Below are 17849 nucleotides of genomic sequence, written 5' to 3'. Positions count from 1 at the left end.
AGCATGAAAAACGCATTACTCAAAACTAGTCTGCGAGAGATCAGAAATTCTCCGGCACGATTTTTATCGATTCTTGGAATAATCTTTTTAGGAACTGCTTTTTTTGTCGGTATCGGTGCAACCGGGCCTGATATGATCACATCCAGTGATAATTATTACGATCAGCAAAAATTGGCAGATGCAACAGTGATCTCAACGCTTGGCTTATCCACGACAGACCTTGATTTAATCAAAGAAGATAATCATGTGGCAAAAGCGATGCCTGAATATTCAGTTGATTTAAATTTAAGCGATAAAAATCAAGTCTTGCGCTTTTTTGGCTACACCGCGCAGCAAGATATCAACGACTATTACGTAGTTAAAGGACGTTTACCAAAAAATTCAGGAGAAATTGCACTAGATAATTTAGCTGATTACAATAAAGATTATCGTATTGGCGATAAATTTATCGTAGCAATAGATGACGATCCAAAACAACAACTAAAAAAACGTGAGTTTAAAGTTGTTGGTTTCGTGAATAGTCCAGAATATATTGAAAACATTAAACGCGGCAGTACAAACGTTGGCAGTGGCACAATAGATTATTTTGCAGTAGTCCATGAAAATGACTTAAATTTGCCAAGTTATAGTCGCATTTTGGTTCAGTTTAAAGAAAGTAAAAAGCACACAGCATATTCCAAAACTTATGAAAAGATAACAGATGAAGGAATCAAAAGTTTACGTAGAAAACTACGTCAAAGACCACAACAACGTCTAAAGGAAGTAAAAGAACAAGCTCAAGAACAGTTAAAAATAGTTCAAGCTGAAATCACACAAGGGGAAAAAACGTTAGATGATGGCGAAAACAAATTAAAAAGAGCAAAAGAAAAAATTGAAAATGCGAAAAAAGAGTTAGCAGCTAAAATAGAATCAGGCAAGAAAGAACAAGAAAACATAGCCAATAAGTTGGAGGAGCAAGAAAAAGAACTCCAGCAACAAAACGAAGATTTAAATCAGCAGGGACAATTGTTGGCACAAGAACAAGCAGAAGTGGCTGCACAGCGTAAAGCAGCTACGACAACATCAACTGCTAATCCTAATGATCTGGCCATCCAGCAAACTCAAGAAAAAATTGATAATGGCAATAATTTGAAAGACAAATTAGAACAATTGTCTTCTGACGAAGAAACCCTCAAAAAAGAAATTAGTGAGGAAAAAAGTTCGCTTTTAGCGTTGGCAGAATTAATAGGAGACGCGCAATTAAACGAAAGTATTGAGAAGTGGGATGAAGAAAATATCACACTTGCAGATGTCGTAGCCGTACAAAAAGAAATTATCAACCGTATAGATACTTTAAAAAGACAATTGACACAGTTGACAAATACCGAAACAACATCCACGTTGGATTTAAGTGAAATTGAAGAAAAAGAGCGGAGTTTGGCACAAGCAGAAGTAAAATTAGACCAAGCTAAAAAAACGCTACAAGATAAAGCCGCTGAACTTAAAGAAGCAAAAGCAAAATTGATAGAAACAAAAGAAAAAGCTGACGTAACAACAAAAAAAGCTGAGACTGAAATTGCTGGCAGTGAAAAAGTGTATCAGCAGCAATTAATCGAATTTCAGAAACAAACAAGCACCAACATGCCAAAACTTTTGGATGCTGAGCTACAATTAAAAAATGAAAAAAAACGGTTAGAAAACTTGAAGCCGGCAGAGTATATTTTTAGTGATCGTAATGATAATCCAGGCTATACCGAATACAAACAAAATGCTGATCGCATTACATCGTTAGCCACTGTTTTTCCACTAATTTTTTACTTGATTGCTGCCTTAGTCAGCTTGACTACCATGACGAGAATGGTGGAAGAAAAAAGAGGAGAAATCGGAACCTTCAAAGCTTTAGGTTATCGAAATGCTGAAATAGCTTTAAAATTCTTTATTTATTCTTTCTTAGCGGGAATTATCGGTTCACTATTAGGGTTGCTGGTTGGCTTTAACCTATTTCCAAGTATTATTATCGATGCCTATGGTCAATTGTATAATTTACCTTCTTTTGTCACACCGTGGTATTTGAATTACACAATCATTGGTATTATGGTTGGGTTGATTTGTACAGTAGGTGTAGCTATGTTGACAGTGCGATTGGATTTAATTGTCCCTCCTGCAACTTTATTGCGTCCTAAAGCACCAAAGGCAGGAAAAAGAGTGTGGCTAGAAAATATTAAACCATTGTGGAAACGACTAAATTTTAATCAAAAAGTAACCTTGCGTAATTTATTCCGGTATAAATTACGAATGTTGATGACGGTGGTTGGAATTGCGGGATGTACAGCGATGATCGTCACTGGATTTGGCTTGCGGGATTCTATTACAGATATTATTCCACTGCAATTTGAGAAATTGTGGCATTACCAAGCTGTTGTTTCATTTAGTGATACCAATAAGAATAATGAAACACGTTACGAAAGAGAAGTTAAACAATTAAATCGCTACAAAGATAGTTTGGCCGTTAGCATAGAGACCTTTACAATTTCAGGACACGATAAAACACCGCAAGATGTCAGTGTGTATGTACCACAAAAAGCTCAAAATTTAAATGAATTCATTTTATTAAATAACCGTCAAAGCACGCGAGAATACCAACTGCAAAATAAAGGTGCAGTTATTAATGAGAAATTGGCACAACTATTTAATATAAAAATTGGAGATACAATTCATTTAAAAGATACAGATAAACAAAGTTATCCAATTAAAGTCGCTGGAATTGCGGAAAATTATACCGGTCATTTTGCTTATTTAAGTCCATCTTATTATGAACAAGTTTTTCAGAGAAAACCTGAATATAATGCTGCTTTTTTACTTTTTAAAAAGGATTTGAGTAGCAGTCAAGAAAAAGATGTCGCTGAGAAATTAATGGAAAATCCTGAAGTTGTGAATGTGAGCTTTTTATCAGATTCCTTACATGCACTAGATGACACAACACAAGCTTTAACAATTGTTGTATGGGTTTTGATTATATCAGCCGGGCTTTTAGCTTTTATCGTTTTATATAATTTAAATAATATTAATATCTCAGAACGAATTCGCGAACTTTCAACTATTAAGGTGTTGGGATTTTATGATAATGAATTAACCATGTACATTTATCGAGAAAATATTATTTTAACTATTTTTGGTATTTTATTCGGCCTAGTTTTAGGTAAAATCGAACATGATTTTGTCTTGAAGACAGTTGAGTTGGACATGGTGATGTTTTCGCCAGTTATTCAGCCTTTGAGTTATCTCTATGCGAGTCTTATTACAATTTTCTTTACAATACTTGTTGGGATTTTTATATATATTAAGTTAAAAAATGTGGATATGATAGAGGCGTTAAAATCAAATGAATAAGAAAAAAGCCAAGTCTTAAGTGCCTTAAAACGTGCACGTTATAAAAGGTGCCAGACTTGGCTTTTTTTTGAACTCGTTTTCATTTTGTGTCTTATGGGCATTTTGTTACAATTAAAGTAATAAGAATAAAGGAGGAGAAAATGACTTTAATAGAAGCGGGAATGATTACACTAGTGGCTATGTTATTGGTCTTTTTCGTTTTAGCAGCACTAGGAGGAGCATTAGTTTTGTTTAAAAAAATTTTTAAGGAGATGAAAGATGACTGAGATTATCAAAAATATGATCGAAACGTCTGGTTTTGCTGGCATGACAGGAAAACAGTTTATTATGATTTTAATTGCTATTATCTTTTTATTTTTAGCCATTTTCAAAGAATATGAACCTTATTTACTTTTGCCCATTTCATTTGGTATTTTATTAGTAAATTTACCGTTAACAGGAATTTTTGCTAGTCCGACAGAAGTTGAACCAGGGGGGCTTTTGTATTATTTGTATCAAGGAACGAACCTGGGAATTTATCCACCATTAATCTTTTTGTGTTTAGGTGCATCGACTGACTTTGGTCCTTTGATTGCAAATCCTAAAACATTGCTTTTAGGGGCGGCAGCACAATTTGGAATTTTTGCGGCTTTTTTTGGTGCTATTTTTTTAGGAATGACAGGACCAGAAGCAGCAGCTACGGGAATTATTGGTGGAGCAGATGGCCCAACAGCTATTTATTTAACGACTCGGTTAGCCCCCCACTTATTATCTGTGATAGCCATTGCTGCGTATTCTTATATGGCTTTGGTACCATTAATTCAACCGCCAATTATTAATGTTTTGACTACAAAAGAAGAACGAAAAATTAAAATGCAAATGCAACGGACCGTCACAAAAGTGGAAAGAATTATTTTTCCGATTTTTACGACAATTTTTGTAGCATTGGTAGTTCCGGCAGCAACAACGTTAATTGGATGTTTAATGTTGGGAAATTTAATTCGCGAATCACAAGTAGTTCCTAAATTAGCAGAGACTTTGCAAAATGCTATGATGTATAGTATCACTATTTTATTGGGCATAACTGTTGGGGCAAAAGCAGAAGCTGATATTTTCTTATCTCTGGAAACCATTAAGATTATTATTTTGGGATTATTTGCTTTTGCAATTGGAACTGCAGCAGGCGTTTTGTTTGGCAAATTGATGTGTAAATTAACAAAAGGAGAAGTAAATCCTATGATTGGTGCGGCAGGTGTTTCTGCTGTACCAATGGCTGCCCGCGTAGTGCATAAAGAAGGTTTGAAAAATGATCCGACCAATTATTTATTAATGCATGCAATGGGACCAAATGTAGCAGGCATTATTGGTTCTGCTGTTGCAGCGGGTACATTGTTAGCCTATTTTGGGTAAAAAAGGAGATGGCAATTAACGGCCATCTCCTTCTTCGTTCTTTTTCTTGATTTCATTTTGAACTTCAGCCAACATAAAATGTAGTTTTTCTTCTTTTTGCTTTAACTCAACTAAGTCTTCGGTAATTTCTTTTTCCTTTTCATCGGTAGGCGGGCGTAAAATAAAGTTAATTACTAGGGCGATAAATGTCCCGATAAATGTATCTAACACGCGATCAATAGCAAAATAAACAGATTGGCTTTCGGTTACGCTTAGTGTAATTAAAAGCATCGTAGCAATTGCTGAAATAATACCTGAATTATTATTAATACCATCTGAGATGATAATTACCAAGGCGACAAAAATTGGTAAGGCAATGAGCTCCACTAGGAAATCATGATGAAAATATTGTTTGATAAAAAAATAAAGAATGGCGGCAATCCCACCAATTGAGTTGCCTAAGACCCGGGATTTGCCAAAAGATACAGTTGTAGTTAGATCTTGTCGTAGTGAAAAGACAGCAGCTAGTGCCGCAATCAAGGGTTGACCACGATCGATAAAGTGAAAAAGCAAGATACAAAGCATTACTGCTAATGCAGTCTTCATGGTTCTCATTCCGATTCGAAAACGTCCTAATCGCATTTTTTAGCTCCTGTTCTATAAAATTAGCTTGAATAAATAGCTGTTTAAGATTTACTTTAGTAGTTGCTCTATAAATATGATAACGAAAATCCATTAAGATTGCCAGTTTACGGTGAAATCGGTAAACTAAAAATAAAGGAGGGGCTTATGAAAATTGGATTACGTACGGTTAAAACCGTTATTGCTGCGAGTTTAGCTATGTTTTTAGCACAATTTCTAAATTTATTATATGCTCCAGCAGCTGGCATTATTGCCGTTTTAAGTGTCGGAAATACAAAAAAAGCCACATTATTAACGGCCTTTTATCGCGTGGTATCTTTAATTATTGCTACCATTATTGCTTTTTTTTGCTTTAATTTATTAGGATTTAATCCTTTTTCATTTGGTGTCTACTTATTAATCTTTATACCAGTTTCTGTATATTTCAAACTTGATGATGGAATCGTCGTCAATTCAGTCTTGGTTACCCATTATTTAACAGAAAATTCTTTTGCTTGGCAAATTATTACCAATGAATTTTTATTAATGAGTTTAGGTGTAGGCCTAGCTTTAATAGCCAACTTGTATATGCCAGATATTGCTAAAACTTTAAAAGAAGAACAGATGATAATTGAAGTAATGTTCAAAAAACTTTTGGGTCAGTTGGCAAGTGGTTTAAATACGCCCATTGCAGCTAAAAAAGCGCAACAAACTTGTGGCCAACTGACAGCGTATTTACATGAATCGCAAATTAAAGCAAAGCGTCATCAGCAAAATCGCTGGTTTCAAGAAGATTTAACTTTTGCATCTTACTTTACTATGCGCCGCGGACAAGTATTGATTTTAAGAGATATGATAAATTTATTGGATCAAATTGAAGTTGAAGAAGAATATGTGGCTGATATGCGCTACTTGTTGCAAACAACTGCAAAAACTTTTGGCTATAATAATGATGGTCGTGAACTTTTACAATTAATTGAAGCAATTAGTCGAAATTATGAAAAAAGTCCGTTGCCAAAAAATCGTTTTGAATTTGAAAATCGTGCACGTTTATTCCAGTTTCTCCAATTATTTACTAGTTTTATTGAGACCAAAGTAGAGTTTAGTAACAGGCTTGAAGAATAAAAAGCGGTGAAACATTATATAATGTTTCACCACAGGAAATCGTTGCTTCAACAGGGCTAAATCGTTACTGTGCCCATTCTTTTTGCATTTGATCCAAGATACCAATAACAGCATGGGTGAGAAAAAGAGACCTATTGGGCTTGCCCTCAATTGTTGCAACGAAATTGTCAATTTCATAACCAAAGGCATTCGCACTTGTTCCGCTAATGATTGTCTCTTTGCTACCGTCAGTATAGGTCAAAGTAGCTTTATCGGCACGAGGATAATCACTAATTTCCAAATAACCATTTTCAAAGGCCACGATTCCGATTTTAGGCATTTTAGCTTGAAAAGATAAACTGACTGTCGCAAGCTCATTTTCTTTCGTGCGCAAAATAGTTACGGATTGTTCATCTACGCCGGTTTCAAAAGGGACCATAGTAGTAGCGATAATCTCTGGTGTACTTGATAAAAAGTAACGGGCAAATGAAACGGCATAGGTACCAATATCGAGCAAGGCACCACCTGCTAAGTCTGGATTAAAGAAACGGTTTGTAGGATCAGGTTCTTTGTAACTACCAAAAGGAGCTTGGATCATTTTCAACTTACCAAGTTTGTTTTGATCAATTAAACGAGTCAACTCGTCGTATAACGGCATGTTAAAAATGGTCATCGCTTCTTGTAATACTAAGTTTTTTTCTGTTGCAATTTTCATAACACTATCTAACTCAGCTAAATTCATAGTGATTGCCTTTTCGCACAGAACGTGTTTGCCAGCTATTAAAGCTTTTTCAATATAAGTATAGTGCGCAACATTTGGTACAGCGATATAGACAATATCAATATCGCTTGCCAGCATATCTTCATAGGTGGCATAACTATTTTCAATTTGATATTTTGCGGCGAACTCCTCAGCGGTTTCCTTTTTACGTGAAGAAACAGCAGCAAGTGTACTTTGTTTACCGGTAAAATTTTCAGCAAATTCGTGAGCAATGCCGCCAGTGCCGGCAATGCCCCATTTATAGTTTTTCATCAAAATCAGCTCCTTTGCTTTTAGTTTAGCAATCTTTTAAAAAATAGGAAAGTTCGGAAGCTACAACTATCTTATCCAATTAATTTAAGTAAAATAAACAAGAGGAGGATTCATATGCACGAAGTATATATCGCAATTTTATTACAGACAATTAAAGAACAATACGCCAAAGAAACAACATTTTATCAAAATGTATTAAACATTGATGCGCACACTTGGGAGCAGTGGAAGAGCGCTAGTGGAACATTATCTCCTGAGCAAAATCAAAAAATTAAAAATCTTTTTAGTGATTACGAATGGATGTTAGTGCAAAAAATCATACGACAGACCATTATTTTTCCCGAAAAAAGAACGCAGGCAGTTAGCGAGTATCGCCGCTTAAAAACTAAAATTGCCCAAAGTTGGTTACAAAAAAAATTAGCTGATGTTGAAGTCGTCTCTCATTCTAAGGAAAAGGATAATAAGCAGTTACTTGATTTACGTGTCTTTATTACGTATGATGAATGGGGTTTTGATGATATCTTAAGTTTTCGTCTTCCAGCACAAATCCAACAACAGTTGCAACAAGAAAAAGTTGGGTTGTTAGCTTGGGTTAACGAAAATTTGGAAGAAACTTACAATCAGTAGTTGTTAAAGGAGCGTTTTAAACTTTTGAATAAAATAATCGGAGCAGGAGCGGTTTTGGTCGTAGCTGCTGCCACTTTCTTTGTTTTTTTTAATCACTATCAACAAAATGATACAAATCCTACGGTGGAACCCACAGCTACAGCTGTTTCCACTAAAGAAGAAACCACGACATCTTCTGTCACACGACCAAAAGAGTTACCAGAAATTAAAAGTGATGACTGGAAGCTCGTATTGGTCAGTCCAGATCATAAAATTGCAACAGAAGTATCAGAAAATCAATTGACAACTTTACCAGACGGACATATTGTGGATAAACGTATTGTGAAAAGTTATGAAGAATTAACTGCTGCAGCAAAAGCGGCTAAAATTAATCTCCACTTGGTGTCGGCATTTCGTTCTGTATCCTATCAAGAACAAGTTTTTAATGAACGTGTTAGCCTATTGGAAAGTCAAGATCAACTTACCAAAGAAGCTGCAACAGAAAAAGCTAAATTAACCATGACTGAACCCGGATACAGCGAACATCATACCGGTCTCGCTGTGGACGTCGTAGATGAAAATTGGTTGGCCTCAAATCCTAATATGGTATTGGATGAAAGCTATAGTAAGCAACCTGGTGCACAATGGTTACAAAAAAATGCTCGTCGGTTCGGTTTTATTGTTCGTTATCCAGAAGGTAAAGAAGCTATCACGAAAATAACATATGAACCTTGGCACTTGCGTTACGTTGGAGTTGAAAGTGCCGAATATATTTCCAAGCACAATTTGACACTAGAAGAATATCTTGACCAGTTAGAAAAGTGGGAGGGTTATGAGCATTAAAAGAAAGTATAGTAGACGTAAAAAAGCCAGCTTTCCTGCAATTTTAGCTGGGTTTTTACTTATTTTGGCAGCTTTTGTGTTCTCCATTCGACAGTTAAGCCAACCAGTGGAAACGACACAAGTCGCAGGCGTGACAAATGAGGAATTAAATCGCAAAGAATTTATTGAAAAATTAGTTCCACACGCCAAAGAACTTCAAAAAGGTTATGGTGTTTTACCAAGTATCATTTTAGGACAAGCGGCTTTAGAGTCGAATTTTGGCCAAAGTCAGTTAGCCAGTGAATATAAAAACTTATTTGGGATTAAAGCTTATGGGAACGTCCCTAAAGTTGCGTTAGATACGCAAGAATTTGTAAATGAACAATATATTACGATCAAAGGTGAGTTTAAAGTTTATGATTCGTGGGAGGCGTCAATGGATGATCATACGATGTTATTTGTAAATGGCGTCAATTGGGACCCGCAAAAGTATGAGCCGGTTTTATTAGCTAAAAATTATAAAGTAGCAGCAAACGCCCTGCAAGAGGCGGGATATGCGACAGATCCACAATATGCTGATAAAATTATAAGTATGATAGAAGAATATAATTTAATGCAATATGATTAAATTATCCCACTAAAAGGAGGCGTGTTTTCATGGAACAAAAGATGCCAAAAATTTCGACTGAATTACGTAAAGATATTGTGCGGGTACCAAAAATTATTCGAGAAGCAACCGGGATACAAATTTTTGGGCGTAGAATACGTTCTATTATCTTTACCACGGATATTGCTATTATTCGCAATACGGATGCAGATGCAGTAATTGCTGTCTATCCTTTTACCCCACACCCAGCAATTACTAAATCTATTATTGAAGCTGCGGATATTCCCGTTTTCTCTGGTGTTGGTGGAGGCTTAACACAAGGAGAGCGCTCAACTTATATGTCCATGTTTGCTGAGGCACAAGGTTCAATCGGTGTTGTTTTAAATGCACCAACTTCGGTGGATACAGTTCAAATGGTTTGTCGTGTGGTGGATATTCCAGTGGTGAGTACGGTAACCTCTAAATTGACACCAATTGACGAAAAATTGGCCGTAGGTGTTAAAATTATTAATATTAGTGCCGGTAAAGATACAGCAAAAACTGTTCGTTATTTCCGTGAAAACTATCCTGACTTACCCATTATTGCTACTGGTGGTCCGACTGAAGAAAGTATTTTAGAAACAATTGAAGCAGGCGCAAATGCGATTACCCATACACCGCCTTCTAACGGAGAATTGTTTAGTAGGAAAATGGAGCATTACCGTCAAATGGAAATTGATAAAAAAGACTAAGTAATTGGTGTATGTCTTATAAAATATTCAAAAAAAGCCAGTTAAAGCTTAAAAGTTACCAAGTTTTTGCTGGCTTTTTTTGATTTATCCAGCTATTCATTAACTAGTCGTGCTTTTTTAGGATATATCAATTCATTTGAATCATGGAGCTTTACAAAATAATTTTTGCTTCTTTTTCTTTTATTCCGTAAATTTTTTGTTTGTCGTTATCTTGCCAATAATAAAGTTCACGACTTTTATTTGTCATTAATGCAATAAGCAAATCTTTGATTGGTAGCGGGGCTTTATTTTTTTCGGCAATAAAAACAAAATCTCCTGCTTGATCCACTTTTAAAGTTGTGACAGCGGCCTCATTTATGTAAAGACCTTGATAAACTTCTTTTTTTGGCATAGTTGCCAAAATGGTCACAAATTCTTTTGCTTGCATGTTGTTCCCCCACGAATAAATTATTAAAAATACTATAACACAATTTTATAGTAAAGTTTCTAGCTTAGAATGGCAAAGGTGTAATCAAAATATTTCTGTGTTTGTTATTTAGAAGCTGCGGAGAGACAATGAAAAAATCTGATAAAATTTATCATTCTTTCAAGAAAATTTGTTGCCAGTTTTCAATGAAGGTGTTATACTCCATTACATAATTTATTGCGCTTAGCGCAGTAAGATACATACCTGCTTATATATCGTCGTAATCTGGTCGACAGTCTCTACCCAGTACCGTAAATACTGGACTATAAGCAAAAAACGTGCGTAAGGCGCTTTTTTTGCTTAGACTGGCAAAAAGCGTCTTTTTTTGTTAGTTTGGCAGTAAAGATGAAAAATTAAGAAGGAGCAGTGTAATTATGAAAGAATTAGTAGCAAGAATCAAAGAGGACGGACGTGTATTAGGTGACGGAGTTTTAAAGGTGGACAGTTTTGTAACCCACCAAGTTGATCCCGTTTTAATGGAGGCTATTGGCAAAGTTTTTGCTGATGTCTTTAGAGCAGCCAATATCACCAAAGTCGTTACGATTGAAGCTTCAGGCATCGCTCCAGCGCTTTATACGGCACAAAAATTAGGGGTTCCTTTAGTTTTTGCCCGTAAGTCTAAAAGTTTAACGATGAATGAAGAACTTTTGACAGCGCAAGTTTATTCCTTTACCAAACAAGTCACGAGTACTGTTTCGATTTCAAAAAAATTCTTGACTGAAGACGACAATGTATTGTTAATCGATGACTTTTTAGCAAATGGGCAGGCAGCGAAAGGCTTGATTGAACTTTGTCAACAAGCTGGTGCTCATGTTGAAGGAATCGGCATCGTGATTGAAAAATCATTTCAAGATGGCCGCGAACTTTTAGAAAATATGGGAATCAAAGTTGTCTCCTTAGCGCGAATTGCGTCATTAAAAGCAGGTGAAGTTGAATTTATCGAGGAGGATGCTTAATTGGATAAGCAGACACAAAACGGAAAAGCAGCTATATTAGGGTTGCAGCACTTACTTGCAATGTATGCCGGTGCCGTGGCGGTGCCACTTTTAATCGGAACAGGATTAGGTTTTAACGAAACACAAATGACGTATTTAATTTCAATTGATATTTTCATGTGTGGAATTGCGACGCTTTTGCAGTTAACTGTCACAAAATTTTTTGGCATTGGTTTGCCTGTAGTTTTAGGTTGTGCTATTCAGGCTGTGGCGCCATTGATTTTAATTGGGAGTAAATCAGGTGTAGGCGCTATTTATGGTTCTATTATTGCCTCAGGAATTTTTGTAGTTTTAGTGGCGGGATTCTTTTCAAAAATCAAAAAATTATTTCCGTCTCTTGTGACGGGAACCGTTATTACCGTAATTGGTTTAACTTTAATCCCAGTTGCGATTACAAAAATGGGTGGCGGCGATACTGCTGCGCCGAATTTTGGGAATCTTAATCAATTGATTTTAGCTTTTGTGACTATTTTATTAATTATTGGTGTTCAAGTTTTCGCTAAAGGATTCTTGCGCTCCATTTCAGTTTTGGTTGGTCTTGTGGGCGGAACATTACTAGCGTATGTGATGGGATTAGTTGATTTTGCAGCTATTGGTCATGCTCCAGTATTTCATATACCCCAACCTTTTTATTTTGGCAAACCAACGTTTGATATTTGGTCTATTTTACTCATGATTATTATCTCAATTGTGAGTATGGTAGAATCAACAGGAGTTTATTTTGCTCTAGGGGATATTACAGGCCAAGCAATCACAGAAGATGATCTAAAACGTGGTTATCGCGCAGAAGGTTTGGCAGTTATTTTAGGTGGTATTTTTAACACTTTTCCTTATACCGGTTTTTCACAAAATGTCGGCTTGGTACAATTATCTGGTATTAAAACGAAAAAGCCAATTTATTTTTCAGCTATTTTCTTAATTATTTTAGGGTTATTTCCTAAAATTGGCGCTATTGCTCAAATTATTCCCGAACCAGTTTTAGGTGGGGGGATGTTAGTCATGTTCGGCATGGTTGCTGTGCAAGGAATGAAGATGTTGGCGAAAGTTGATTTTAATAATGACAAGAATTTATTGATTATCGCGGTTTCACTTAGCTTTGGCTTAGGGTTTAACTTAATGCCGCAACTTTTTAGTCAATTACCTGAAACTATCCAAATGTTTACGGGTAATGGAATTGTCATGAGTAGTTTAACTGCAATTATTTTGAATCTGGTATTTAATGGTTTAAAAGATCATCAAGAAGTTAGTTTTACGGAGATTGTGCGTGAAACAAAATAAATTTTGTGCAAATGACAGAAATTTATGTCATTTGCATTTTTTTATTTCGATAAAAAACGAACGAAAATATATAAAATGATTTTAATATTCGAGTAATCATTTACACGTGCAAGTTTCCTTGTTACAATAAAGCAAAGTTTACGATAAAGGAGCAAATCATGAAACCAGAAGTTGCAATAATTATGGGAAGCATATCTGATTGGGATACTATGAAGTACGCGGTTAAACAACTAGATGAATTGGAAATACGCTATACAAAGCAAGTTATCTCAGCTCACAGAACCCCAGATGTAATGTTTGATTTTGCAGAAAATGCACGGGATAATGGCATAAAAGTAATAATTGCAGGTGCAGGTGGGGCAGCCCATTTACCTGGAATGGTGGCGGCCAAAACAACTTTACCAGTAATCGGTGTTCCCGTTAAATCACGAACATTAAACGGATTAGATTCTTTACTTTCAATAGTACAAATGCCCGCAGGAGTACCTGTGGCAACTACTGCTATTGGACAAGCTGGGGCAACGAACGCTGGACTACTTGCAGCACAGATGCTTTCCATGTATGATTTAGACATAGCGCAAAAATTAGCTGATAAGCGAGAAAAAATGCGTGAGATTGTGATGGAAAGTAGTGATCAACTTGGTTAAGCCTTTATTACCAGGATCTGTAATTGGTATCGTTGGTGGGGGACAATTGGGACGCATGATGACTCTTAGTGCTAAAAAAATGGGTTTTCGCGTCGGTGTCTTAGATCCTTCAGAAGATTGTCCGACTGCCCAAGTGGCTGATTGGCATATTGTAGCGGCTTATGACGATGTTTTTGCTTTAGAAGAAATGGCGCGGCGGTGTGATGTAATTACCTATGAGTTTGAAAATGTGAGTGTAGATGCTTTAAATACTATTATTTTTAGTGCAAATGTCCCGCAAGGAACAGATCTTTTAGCAATTACGCAAGACCGTTTAATGGAAAAGGCATTCTTGGAGGAAAATAACATTGTTATCGCTCCCTATGAGACGATTATTAGTCCCACCGATATTCAAGATGCTATTGATAGTATTGGTTACCCTTGCGTATTGAAAACGACGCGAGGAGGATATGATGGGAAAGGTCAATACGTTTTGTATAGTACGGCAGATTTAGCGCCCTCCATGAACTTATTGCGTTCAGGTACTTGTGAATTGGAAGCATGGATTCCTTTTGAAAAAGAGATTTCAGTGATGGTTGCAGGAAATGGCAGCGGCGAATTTATGGTGTTTCCAGTAGTAGAAAATATTCATCGCAATAATATTTTACATGAAACGATTGCACCGGCACGGGTTGCACCAGAAGTTTCACAAGAAGCACAAAGAATTGCAAAAGTAATAGCAAAAGCATTAGATTTACATGGTGTTTTAGCGATTGAAATGTTTTTAACAAAAACGGGTAGTATCTATGTGAATGAATTAGCACCTCGTCCCCATAATTCTGGGCATTATTCCATTGAAGCATGTAGCCAAAGCCAATTTGATGCCCATATAAGAGGAATTTGTGGTTGGCCACTAGGAGAAGTAAGTTTATTAAGTGATGCTGTGATGGTCAATATCTTAGGTGACGAGTTATTGGAAACATATGATTTGATTGCCAGAAAACCAAATTGGCAATTTCATTATTATGGAAAAGCACAAGCGAAATCCGGGCGTAAAATGGGACATATTACGATTACAACAAAAGATATTTATGGAACATTAGAGGAGATCTACCAAACCAATATTTGGGATTGAACTTCAAGTGCCTTTATAATTTTATAAAAATATAAATAAGCGAGGAGCTATGGCATGTTAGAACGTTATACACGCCCAGAGATGGGTGCAATTTGGACAGATGAAAATCGTTATAAAGCTTGGTTAGAAGTTGAAATTTTGGCTGACGAGGCTTGGGCTGAATTAGGTGAAATTCCAAAGGCAGATGTTAAAAAAATTCGGGAACGTGCAACATTTGATATTCCCCGAATTTTAGAAATTGAAGAACAAACACGCCACGATGTCGTTGCCTTTACTCGGGCAGTCTCAGAAAGTCTGGGTGAAGAACGTAAGTGGGTTCATTATGGCTTAACTAGCACGGATGTAGTAGACACAGCTTACGGTTACCTATTAAAACAGGCAAATGATATTTTGCGTAAAGACTTACAAAATTTTTTAGAAATTATTGGCAAGAAGGCCCTAGAGCATAAAAATACTGTCTGTATGGGTCGGACACACGGGGTACACGCTGAGCCAACTACTTTTGGCTTAAAACTGGCTACATGGTATTCGGAAATGAAGCGCAATATTGAACGCTTTGAACATGCCGCTAAAGCGGTTGAAGCGGGAAAAATTTCCGGTGCAGTAGGGACATTTGCTAATATTCCACCTTTTATTGAAGAATATGTCTGTGAACATTTGGGAATTCGCCCTCAAGAAATCTCTACACAAGTATTACCTCGTGATTTGCATGCGGAGTACTTTGCAGCGATGGGATTAATTGCAACGAGCATCGAGCGATTTGCCACTGAAATTCGTGGTTTGCAAAAATCCGAAACGAGAGAAGTGGAAGAGTTTTTTGCTAAAGGTCAAAAAGGTTCGTCTGCTATGCCCCATAAGCGTAACCCGATTGGTTCAGAAAATATGTGTGGCTTAGCCCGTGTAATTCGGGGTCATATGTTAACTGCTTATGAAAATGTCCCGTTGTGGCATGAACGAGATATTTCTCACTCTTCAGCAGAGCGAATTATTGTACCTGATACGACTATTTTATTGAACTACATGCTCAATCGTTTTGGCAATATCGTTAAAAATTTGACTGTCTTTCCGGAAAATATGAAACGAAACATGGATGCTACTTTTGGGTTAATCTTTAGTCAACGGGTAATGTTGCAATTAATCGATAAAGGAATGACCCGCGAGGAAGCTTATGATTTAGTGCAACCAAAAACAGCCTTTGCTTGGGATCATCAAACGGCTTTTAGACCATTATTGGAAGAAGATAGCAAAATTACTTCTATTTTGAGTAAAGAAGACTTGGATGACGCATTTGACTATCATTATCATCTTAAAAATGTAGATGTAATATTTAAACGTGTAGGTTTAGAATAAAAAAATGACGAACTCACTATCAGTGAGTTCGTCATTTTTTTATTTAAAAGATCTTGAAAATTCGTCAGTTCTTTAGCCAAACGCTACTTTAGGCTGAGTATAATGACGCAGTCTTTCATCACGCAAAACAGTAAGTATGTTTTCAATAAGTGAAAAATTGTGCTCCTCTAAATTGAAAAATACTTTAAATGTATAGTGGTTTTTAAAAAAACGTTGCTCATGAATCTGTTCAATAATTAATTCTTCATTATGACTGTTTTGATAACGAAAAATTCGTTTGCGGCAGTCAACATGACGTTTTGATGCTTGTTTTACTTTACGAAAAGTGTAAAACGAAGTATTTTTATTAATTTGATAAACTTCTTCCACTGCCAATAAGTCGTTAAACAATCGACGTTTTTCCTCAGGTGCAAGAGAATCCAAAAAGTTCACAACCAGTTGACTTTCTTCCATGCATAGGCCCCCCAAAATATTCCGATCAATAAGTCTAAAAGTACTATAACACTTTTTTTATTAACTGTAAACGCTTCATTAGAGTTCACATTGAAAGGACGTTACTAATAGAGAATAGTTGTCATTGGCACAACAAATAATAATTTCAAAACAAATAAACACGAACAATATATAAACTTTTAGCAGTTATTATCAATATAAATATTGACCCACGTTTTCGTAGTTGTTAAAATAAGCACAAGTTAAACACGAACATTCTAAGCGGTAACCAATTTAATATCAATAAAACGAGGTGCGAAATGCAAAAGAAAGATTTATGCTATGCCGGAAAAGCAAAAAAGCTTTATACAACAGATAATCCAACCGTTTTTTGGGTAGAATATCTTGATCAAGCAACCGCTCTAAATGGAGCAAAAAAAGATCAAGTAGTTGGCAAAGGTGCTTTAAATAATCAAATTACTAGCTTAATTTTTCAACAACTAAAAAGCGAAGGAATTCCTTCGCATTTTATTAGTAAAATATCAAAAACCGAACAATTAGTAGAGTGTGTAGAGATAATTCCATTGGAAGTCGTTGTTCGGAACGTTGCCGCAGGTAGTTTTTCAAAACGATTACAAGTTACAGAAGGAACTCCTCTTTGTTTTCCGGTAGTTGAATTTTATTACAAAGAAGATAAACTAGATGATCCTTTCATTAATGATGATCATGTAAAGTTGTTAAAACTAGCTACTGGTAAAGAAATTAACGATATTAAATATTTAGCCCGGGAAATAAACGTGGCGTTACAACGAATTTTTACCCAAATTGGTATTAAATTAATTGATTTTAAAATTGAAATTGGGCGTACCAAGTCTGGTCAGCTCCTCTTGGCAGACGAGATTTCACCAGATACTTGTCGACTTTGGGATTTGGCAACCGATAAACATTTAGATAAAGATATCTACCGACGTGATTTAGGAGATTTAGTTCCTGTGTATGAAGAAGTTTTAAATCGTTTAGAAAATCAATTTTTAGTGGAGGCGCAATAACATGTATTTCGTAAAAGTTTATGTAACGTATAAAGAATCGGTTTTAGATCCTCAAGGAGAAGCGGTTAAAGGCGCTGTTCACAGAATGGGTTATGAAGAAATTGAAGAAATTCGTATTGGAAAATATTTTGAAATTAAAATCGCTGAAAATGAGCGTCCAGTTGAAGAAATGATTGAAAATATTTGTGATAAGTTACTTGCTAATGTGAATATGGAAACCTATCATTATGAAATTACTGCAATGGAGGAAGTGTAAT

Annotated in this window: 19 protein-coding genes and 1 riboswitch; of the genes, 15 read left to right on the top strand and 4 right to left on the bottom strand. The window is 35.9% G+C overall.

Translation table 11 applies throughout. The features are described from left to right. The first annotated feature begins 3 nt into the window (after nt 1-3). The 3 genes from EsVE80_RS07800 (at nt 4) to EsVE80_RS07790 (ending at nt 4758) form a co-directional block, all read left to right on the top strand. On the top strand, nt 4-3369 hold the full coding sequence (locus EsVE80_RS07800; RefSeq protein WP_232061153.1) for an FtsX-like permease family protein: 3366 nt from the start codon (nt 4-6) through the stop codon (nt 3367-3369). 140 nt (nt 3370-3509) lie between these two features. Beyond that, nucleotides 3510-3635 (top strand): OadG family transporter subunit, encoded by a 126-nt coding sequence (locus tag EsVE80_RS07795; RefSeq protein ID WP_173103220.1) that lies wholly within the window; start codon nt 3510-3512, stop codon nt 3633-3635. Beyond that, nucleotides 3628-4758, top strand: coding sequence for a sodium ion-translocating decarboxylase subunit beta (locus EsVE80_RS07790; RefSeq protein ID WP_173103219.1), 1131 nt, complete (start codon nt 3628-3630; stop codon nt 4756-4758). The genes EsVE80_RS07795 and EsVE80_RS07790 overlap by 8 nt, the downstream gene beginning before the upstream one ends. Nucleotides 4759-4773: 15 nt before the next feature. Here EsVE80_RS07790 and EsVE80_RS07785 read toward each other — a convergent pair whose 3' ends face one another. Continuing rightward, complete coding sequence (locus tag EsVE80_RS07785) at nt 4774-5379, bottom strand: FUSC family protein (protein ID WP_173103218.1); 606 nt, start codon at nt 5377-5379, stop codon at nt 4774-4776. A gap of 147 nt (nt 5380-5526) precedes the next feature. Here EsVE80_RS07785 and EsVE80_RS07780 point away from each other — a divergent pair, with 147 nt between their 5' ends. Next, the gene (locus tag EsVE80_RS07780) at nt 5527-6483 is read left to right on the top strand and encodes an aromatic acid exporter family protein (RefSeq protein ID WP_173103217.1); all 957 of its coding nucleotides are present in this window, start codon (nt 5527-5529) and stop codon (nt 6481-6483) included. 64 nt (nt 6484-6547) lie between these two features. On the opposite strand, the gene EsVE80_RS07775 is transcribed toward EsVE80_RS07780, so the two are convergent. Continuing rightward, on the bottom strand, nt 6548-7495 hold the full coding sequence (locus EsVE80_RS07775; protein ID WP_173103216.1) for a Gfo/Idh/MocA family protein: 948 nt from the start codon (nt 7493-7495) through the stop codon (nt 6548-6550). Between the two features lie 114 nt (nt 7496-7609). On the opposite strand from EsVE80_RS07775, the gene EsVE80_RS07770 reads away from it, so the two are divergent. Genes EsVE80_RS07770 through EsVE80_RS07755 form a run of 4 tightly spaced genes read left to right on the top strand, consistent with a single transcriptional unit; the run spans nt 7610 to nt 10261 of the window. Next, complete coding sequence (locus EsVE80_RS07770; protein ID WP_173103215.1) at nt 7610-8122, top strand: hypothetical protein; 513 nt, start codon at nt 7610-7612, stop codon at nt 8120-8122. 24 nt (nt 8123-8146) lie between these two features. Continuing rightward, nucleotides 8147-8944 carry a M15 family metallopeptidase gene (locus EsVE80_RS07765; protein ID WP_173103214.1) on the top strand — a complete coding sequence of 266 codons (798 nt, stop codon included), beginning with the start codon at nt 8147-8149 and terminating at the stop codon, nt 8942-8944. Beyond that, the gene (locus EsVE80_RS07760) at nt 8934-9551 is read left to right on the top strand and encodes a glycoside hydrolase family 73 protein (RefSeq protein ID WP_173103213.1); all 618 of its coding nucleotides are present in this window, start codon (nt 8934-8936) and stop codon (nt 9549-9551) included. Before EsVE80_RS07765 ends, EsVE80_RS07760 begins: the two co-directional genes overlap by 11 nt. Before the next feature lie 29 nt (nt 9552-9580). Next, complete coding sequence (locus EsVE80_RS07755; RefSeq protein ID WP_173103212.1) at nt 9581-10261, top strand: beta/alpha barrel domain-containing protein; 681 nt, start codon at nt 9581-9583, stop codon at nt 10259-10261. Between the two features lie 151 nt (nt 10262-10412). Here EsVE80_RS07755 and EsVE80_RS07750 read toward each other — a convergent pair whose 3' ends face one another. Then, nucleotides 10413-10688, bottom strand: a complete 276-nt coding sequence (locus tag EsVE80_RS07750) for a hypothetical protein (RefSeq protein WP_173103211.1) — start codon at nt 10686-10688, stop codon at nt 10413-10415. Between the two features lie 227 nt (nt 10689-10915). Next, nucleotides 10916-11013: riboswitch (purine riboswitch) on the top strand. An 88-nt stretch (nt 11014-11101) separates the two neighbouring features. Between EsVE80_RS07750 and EsVE80_RS07745 the strand changes: the two genes are divergently transcribed. The 5 genes from EsVE80_RS07745 (at nt 11102) to purB (ending at nt 16111) form a co-directional block, all read left to right on the top strand. Further along, complete coding sequence (locus tag EsVE80_RS07745) at nt 11102-11683, top strand: xanthine phosphoribosyltransferase (protein ID WP_173103210.1); 582 nt, start codon at nt 11102-11104, stop codon at nt 11681-11683. Next, nucleotides 11684-13000: a nucleobase:cation symporter-2 family protein gene (locus EsVE80_RS07740; protein WP_173103209.1), complete on the top strand. Its 1317-nt coding sequence runs from the start codon at nt 11684-11686 to the stop codon at nt 12998-13000. 158 nt (nt 13001-13158) lie between these two features. After that, on the top strand, nt 13159-13647 hold the full coding sequence (purE, locus tag EsVE80_RS07735; protein ID WP_173103208.1) for a 5-(carboxyamino)imidazole ribonucleotide mutase: 489 nt from the start codon (nt 13159-13161) through the stop codon (nt 13645-13647). Next, nucleotides 13631-14761: a 5-(carboxyamino)imidazole ribonucleotide synthase gene (gene purK, locus EsVE80_RS07730; RefSeq protein WP_173103207.1), complete on the top strand. Its 1131-nt coding sequence runs from the start codon at nt 13631-13633 to the stop codon at nt 14759-14761. The genes purE and purK overlap by 17 nt, the downstream gene beginning before the upstream one ends. 54 nt (nt 14762-14815) lie before the next feature. Beyond that, nucleotides 14816-16111 carry an adenylosuccinate lyase gene (gene purB, locus EsVE80_RS07725; protein WP_173103206.1) on the top strand — a complete coding sequence of 432 codons (1296 nt, stop codon included), beginning with the start codon at nt 14816-14818 and terminating at the stop codon, nt 16109-16111. Nucleotides 16112-16183: 72 nt separating this feature from the next. Here the strand turns inward: purB and EsVE80_RS07720 are convergent, their stop codons facing one another. After that, nucleotides 16184-16564 (bottom strand): hypothetical protein, encoded by a 381-nt coding sequence (locus EsVE80_RS07720; RefSeq protein WP_173103205.1) that lies wholly within the window; start codon nt 16562-16564, stop codon nt 16184-16186. Between the two features lie 299 nt (nt 16565-16863). Here EsVE80_RS07720 and purC point away from each other — a divergent pair, with 299 nt between their 5' ends. Together purC and purS are read left to right on the top strand one after the other, a co-directional pair. Then, nucleotides 16864-17592 carry a phosphoribosylaminoimidazolesuccinocarboxamide synthase gene (gene purC, locus EsVE80_RS07715; protein WP_173103204.1) on the top strand — a complete coding sequence of 243 codons (729 nt, stop codon included), beginning with the start codon at nt 16864-16866 and terminating at the stop codon, nt 17590-17592. Nucleotide 17593: 1 nt separating this feature from the next. Beyond that, the gene (gene purS / locus EsVE80_RS07710; protein ID WP_173103203.1) at nt 17594-17848 is read left to right on the top strand and encodes a phosphoribosylformylglycinamidine synthase subunit PurS; all 255 of its coding nucleotides are present in this window, start codon (nt 17594-17596) and stop codon (nt 17846-17848) included. Nucleotide 17849: the final 1 nt, after the last annotated feature.

The organism is Enterococcus saigonensis (genome assembly GCF_011397115.1).
Taxonomy (GTDB): domain Bacteria; phylum Bacillota; class Bacilli; order Lactobacillales; family Enterococcaceae; genus Enterococcus_C; species Enterococcus_C saigonensis.
Note: the sequence above shows the minus strand (reverse complement) of the source record. Positions and strands in the feature narration are given on the sequence as shown.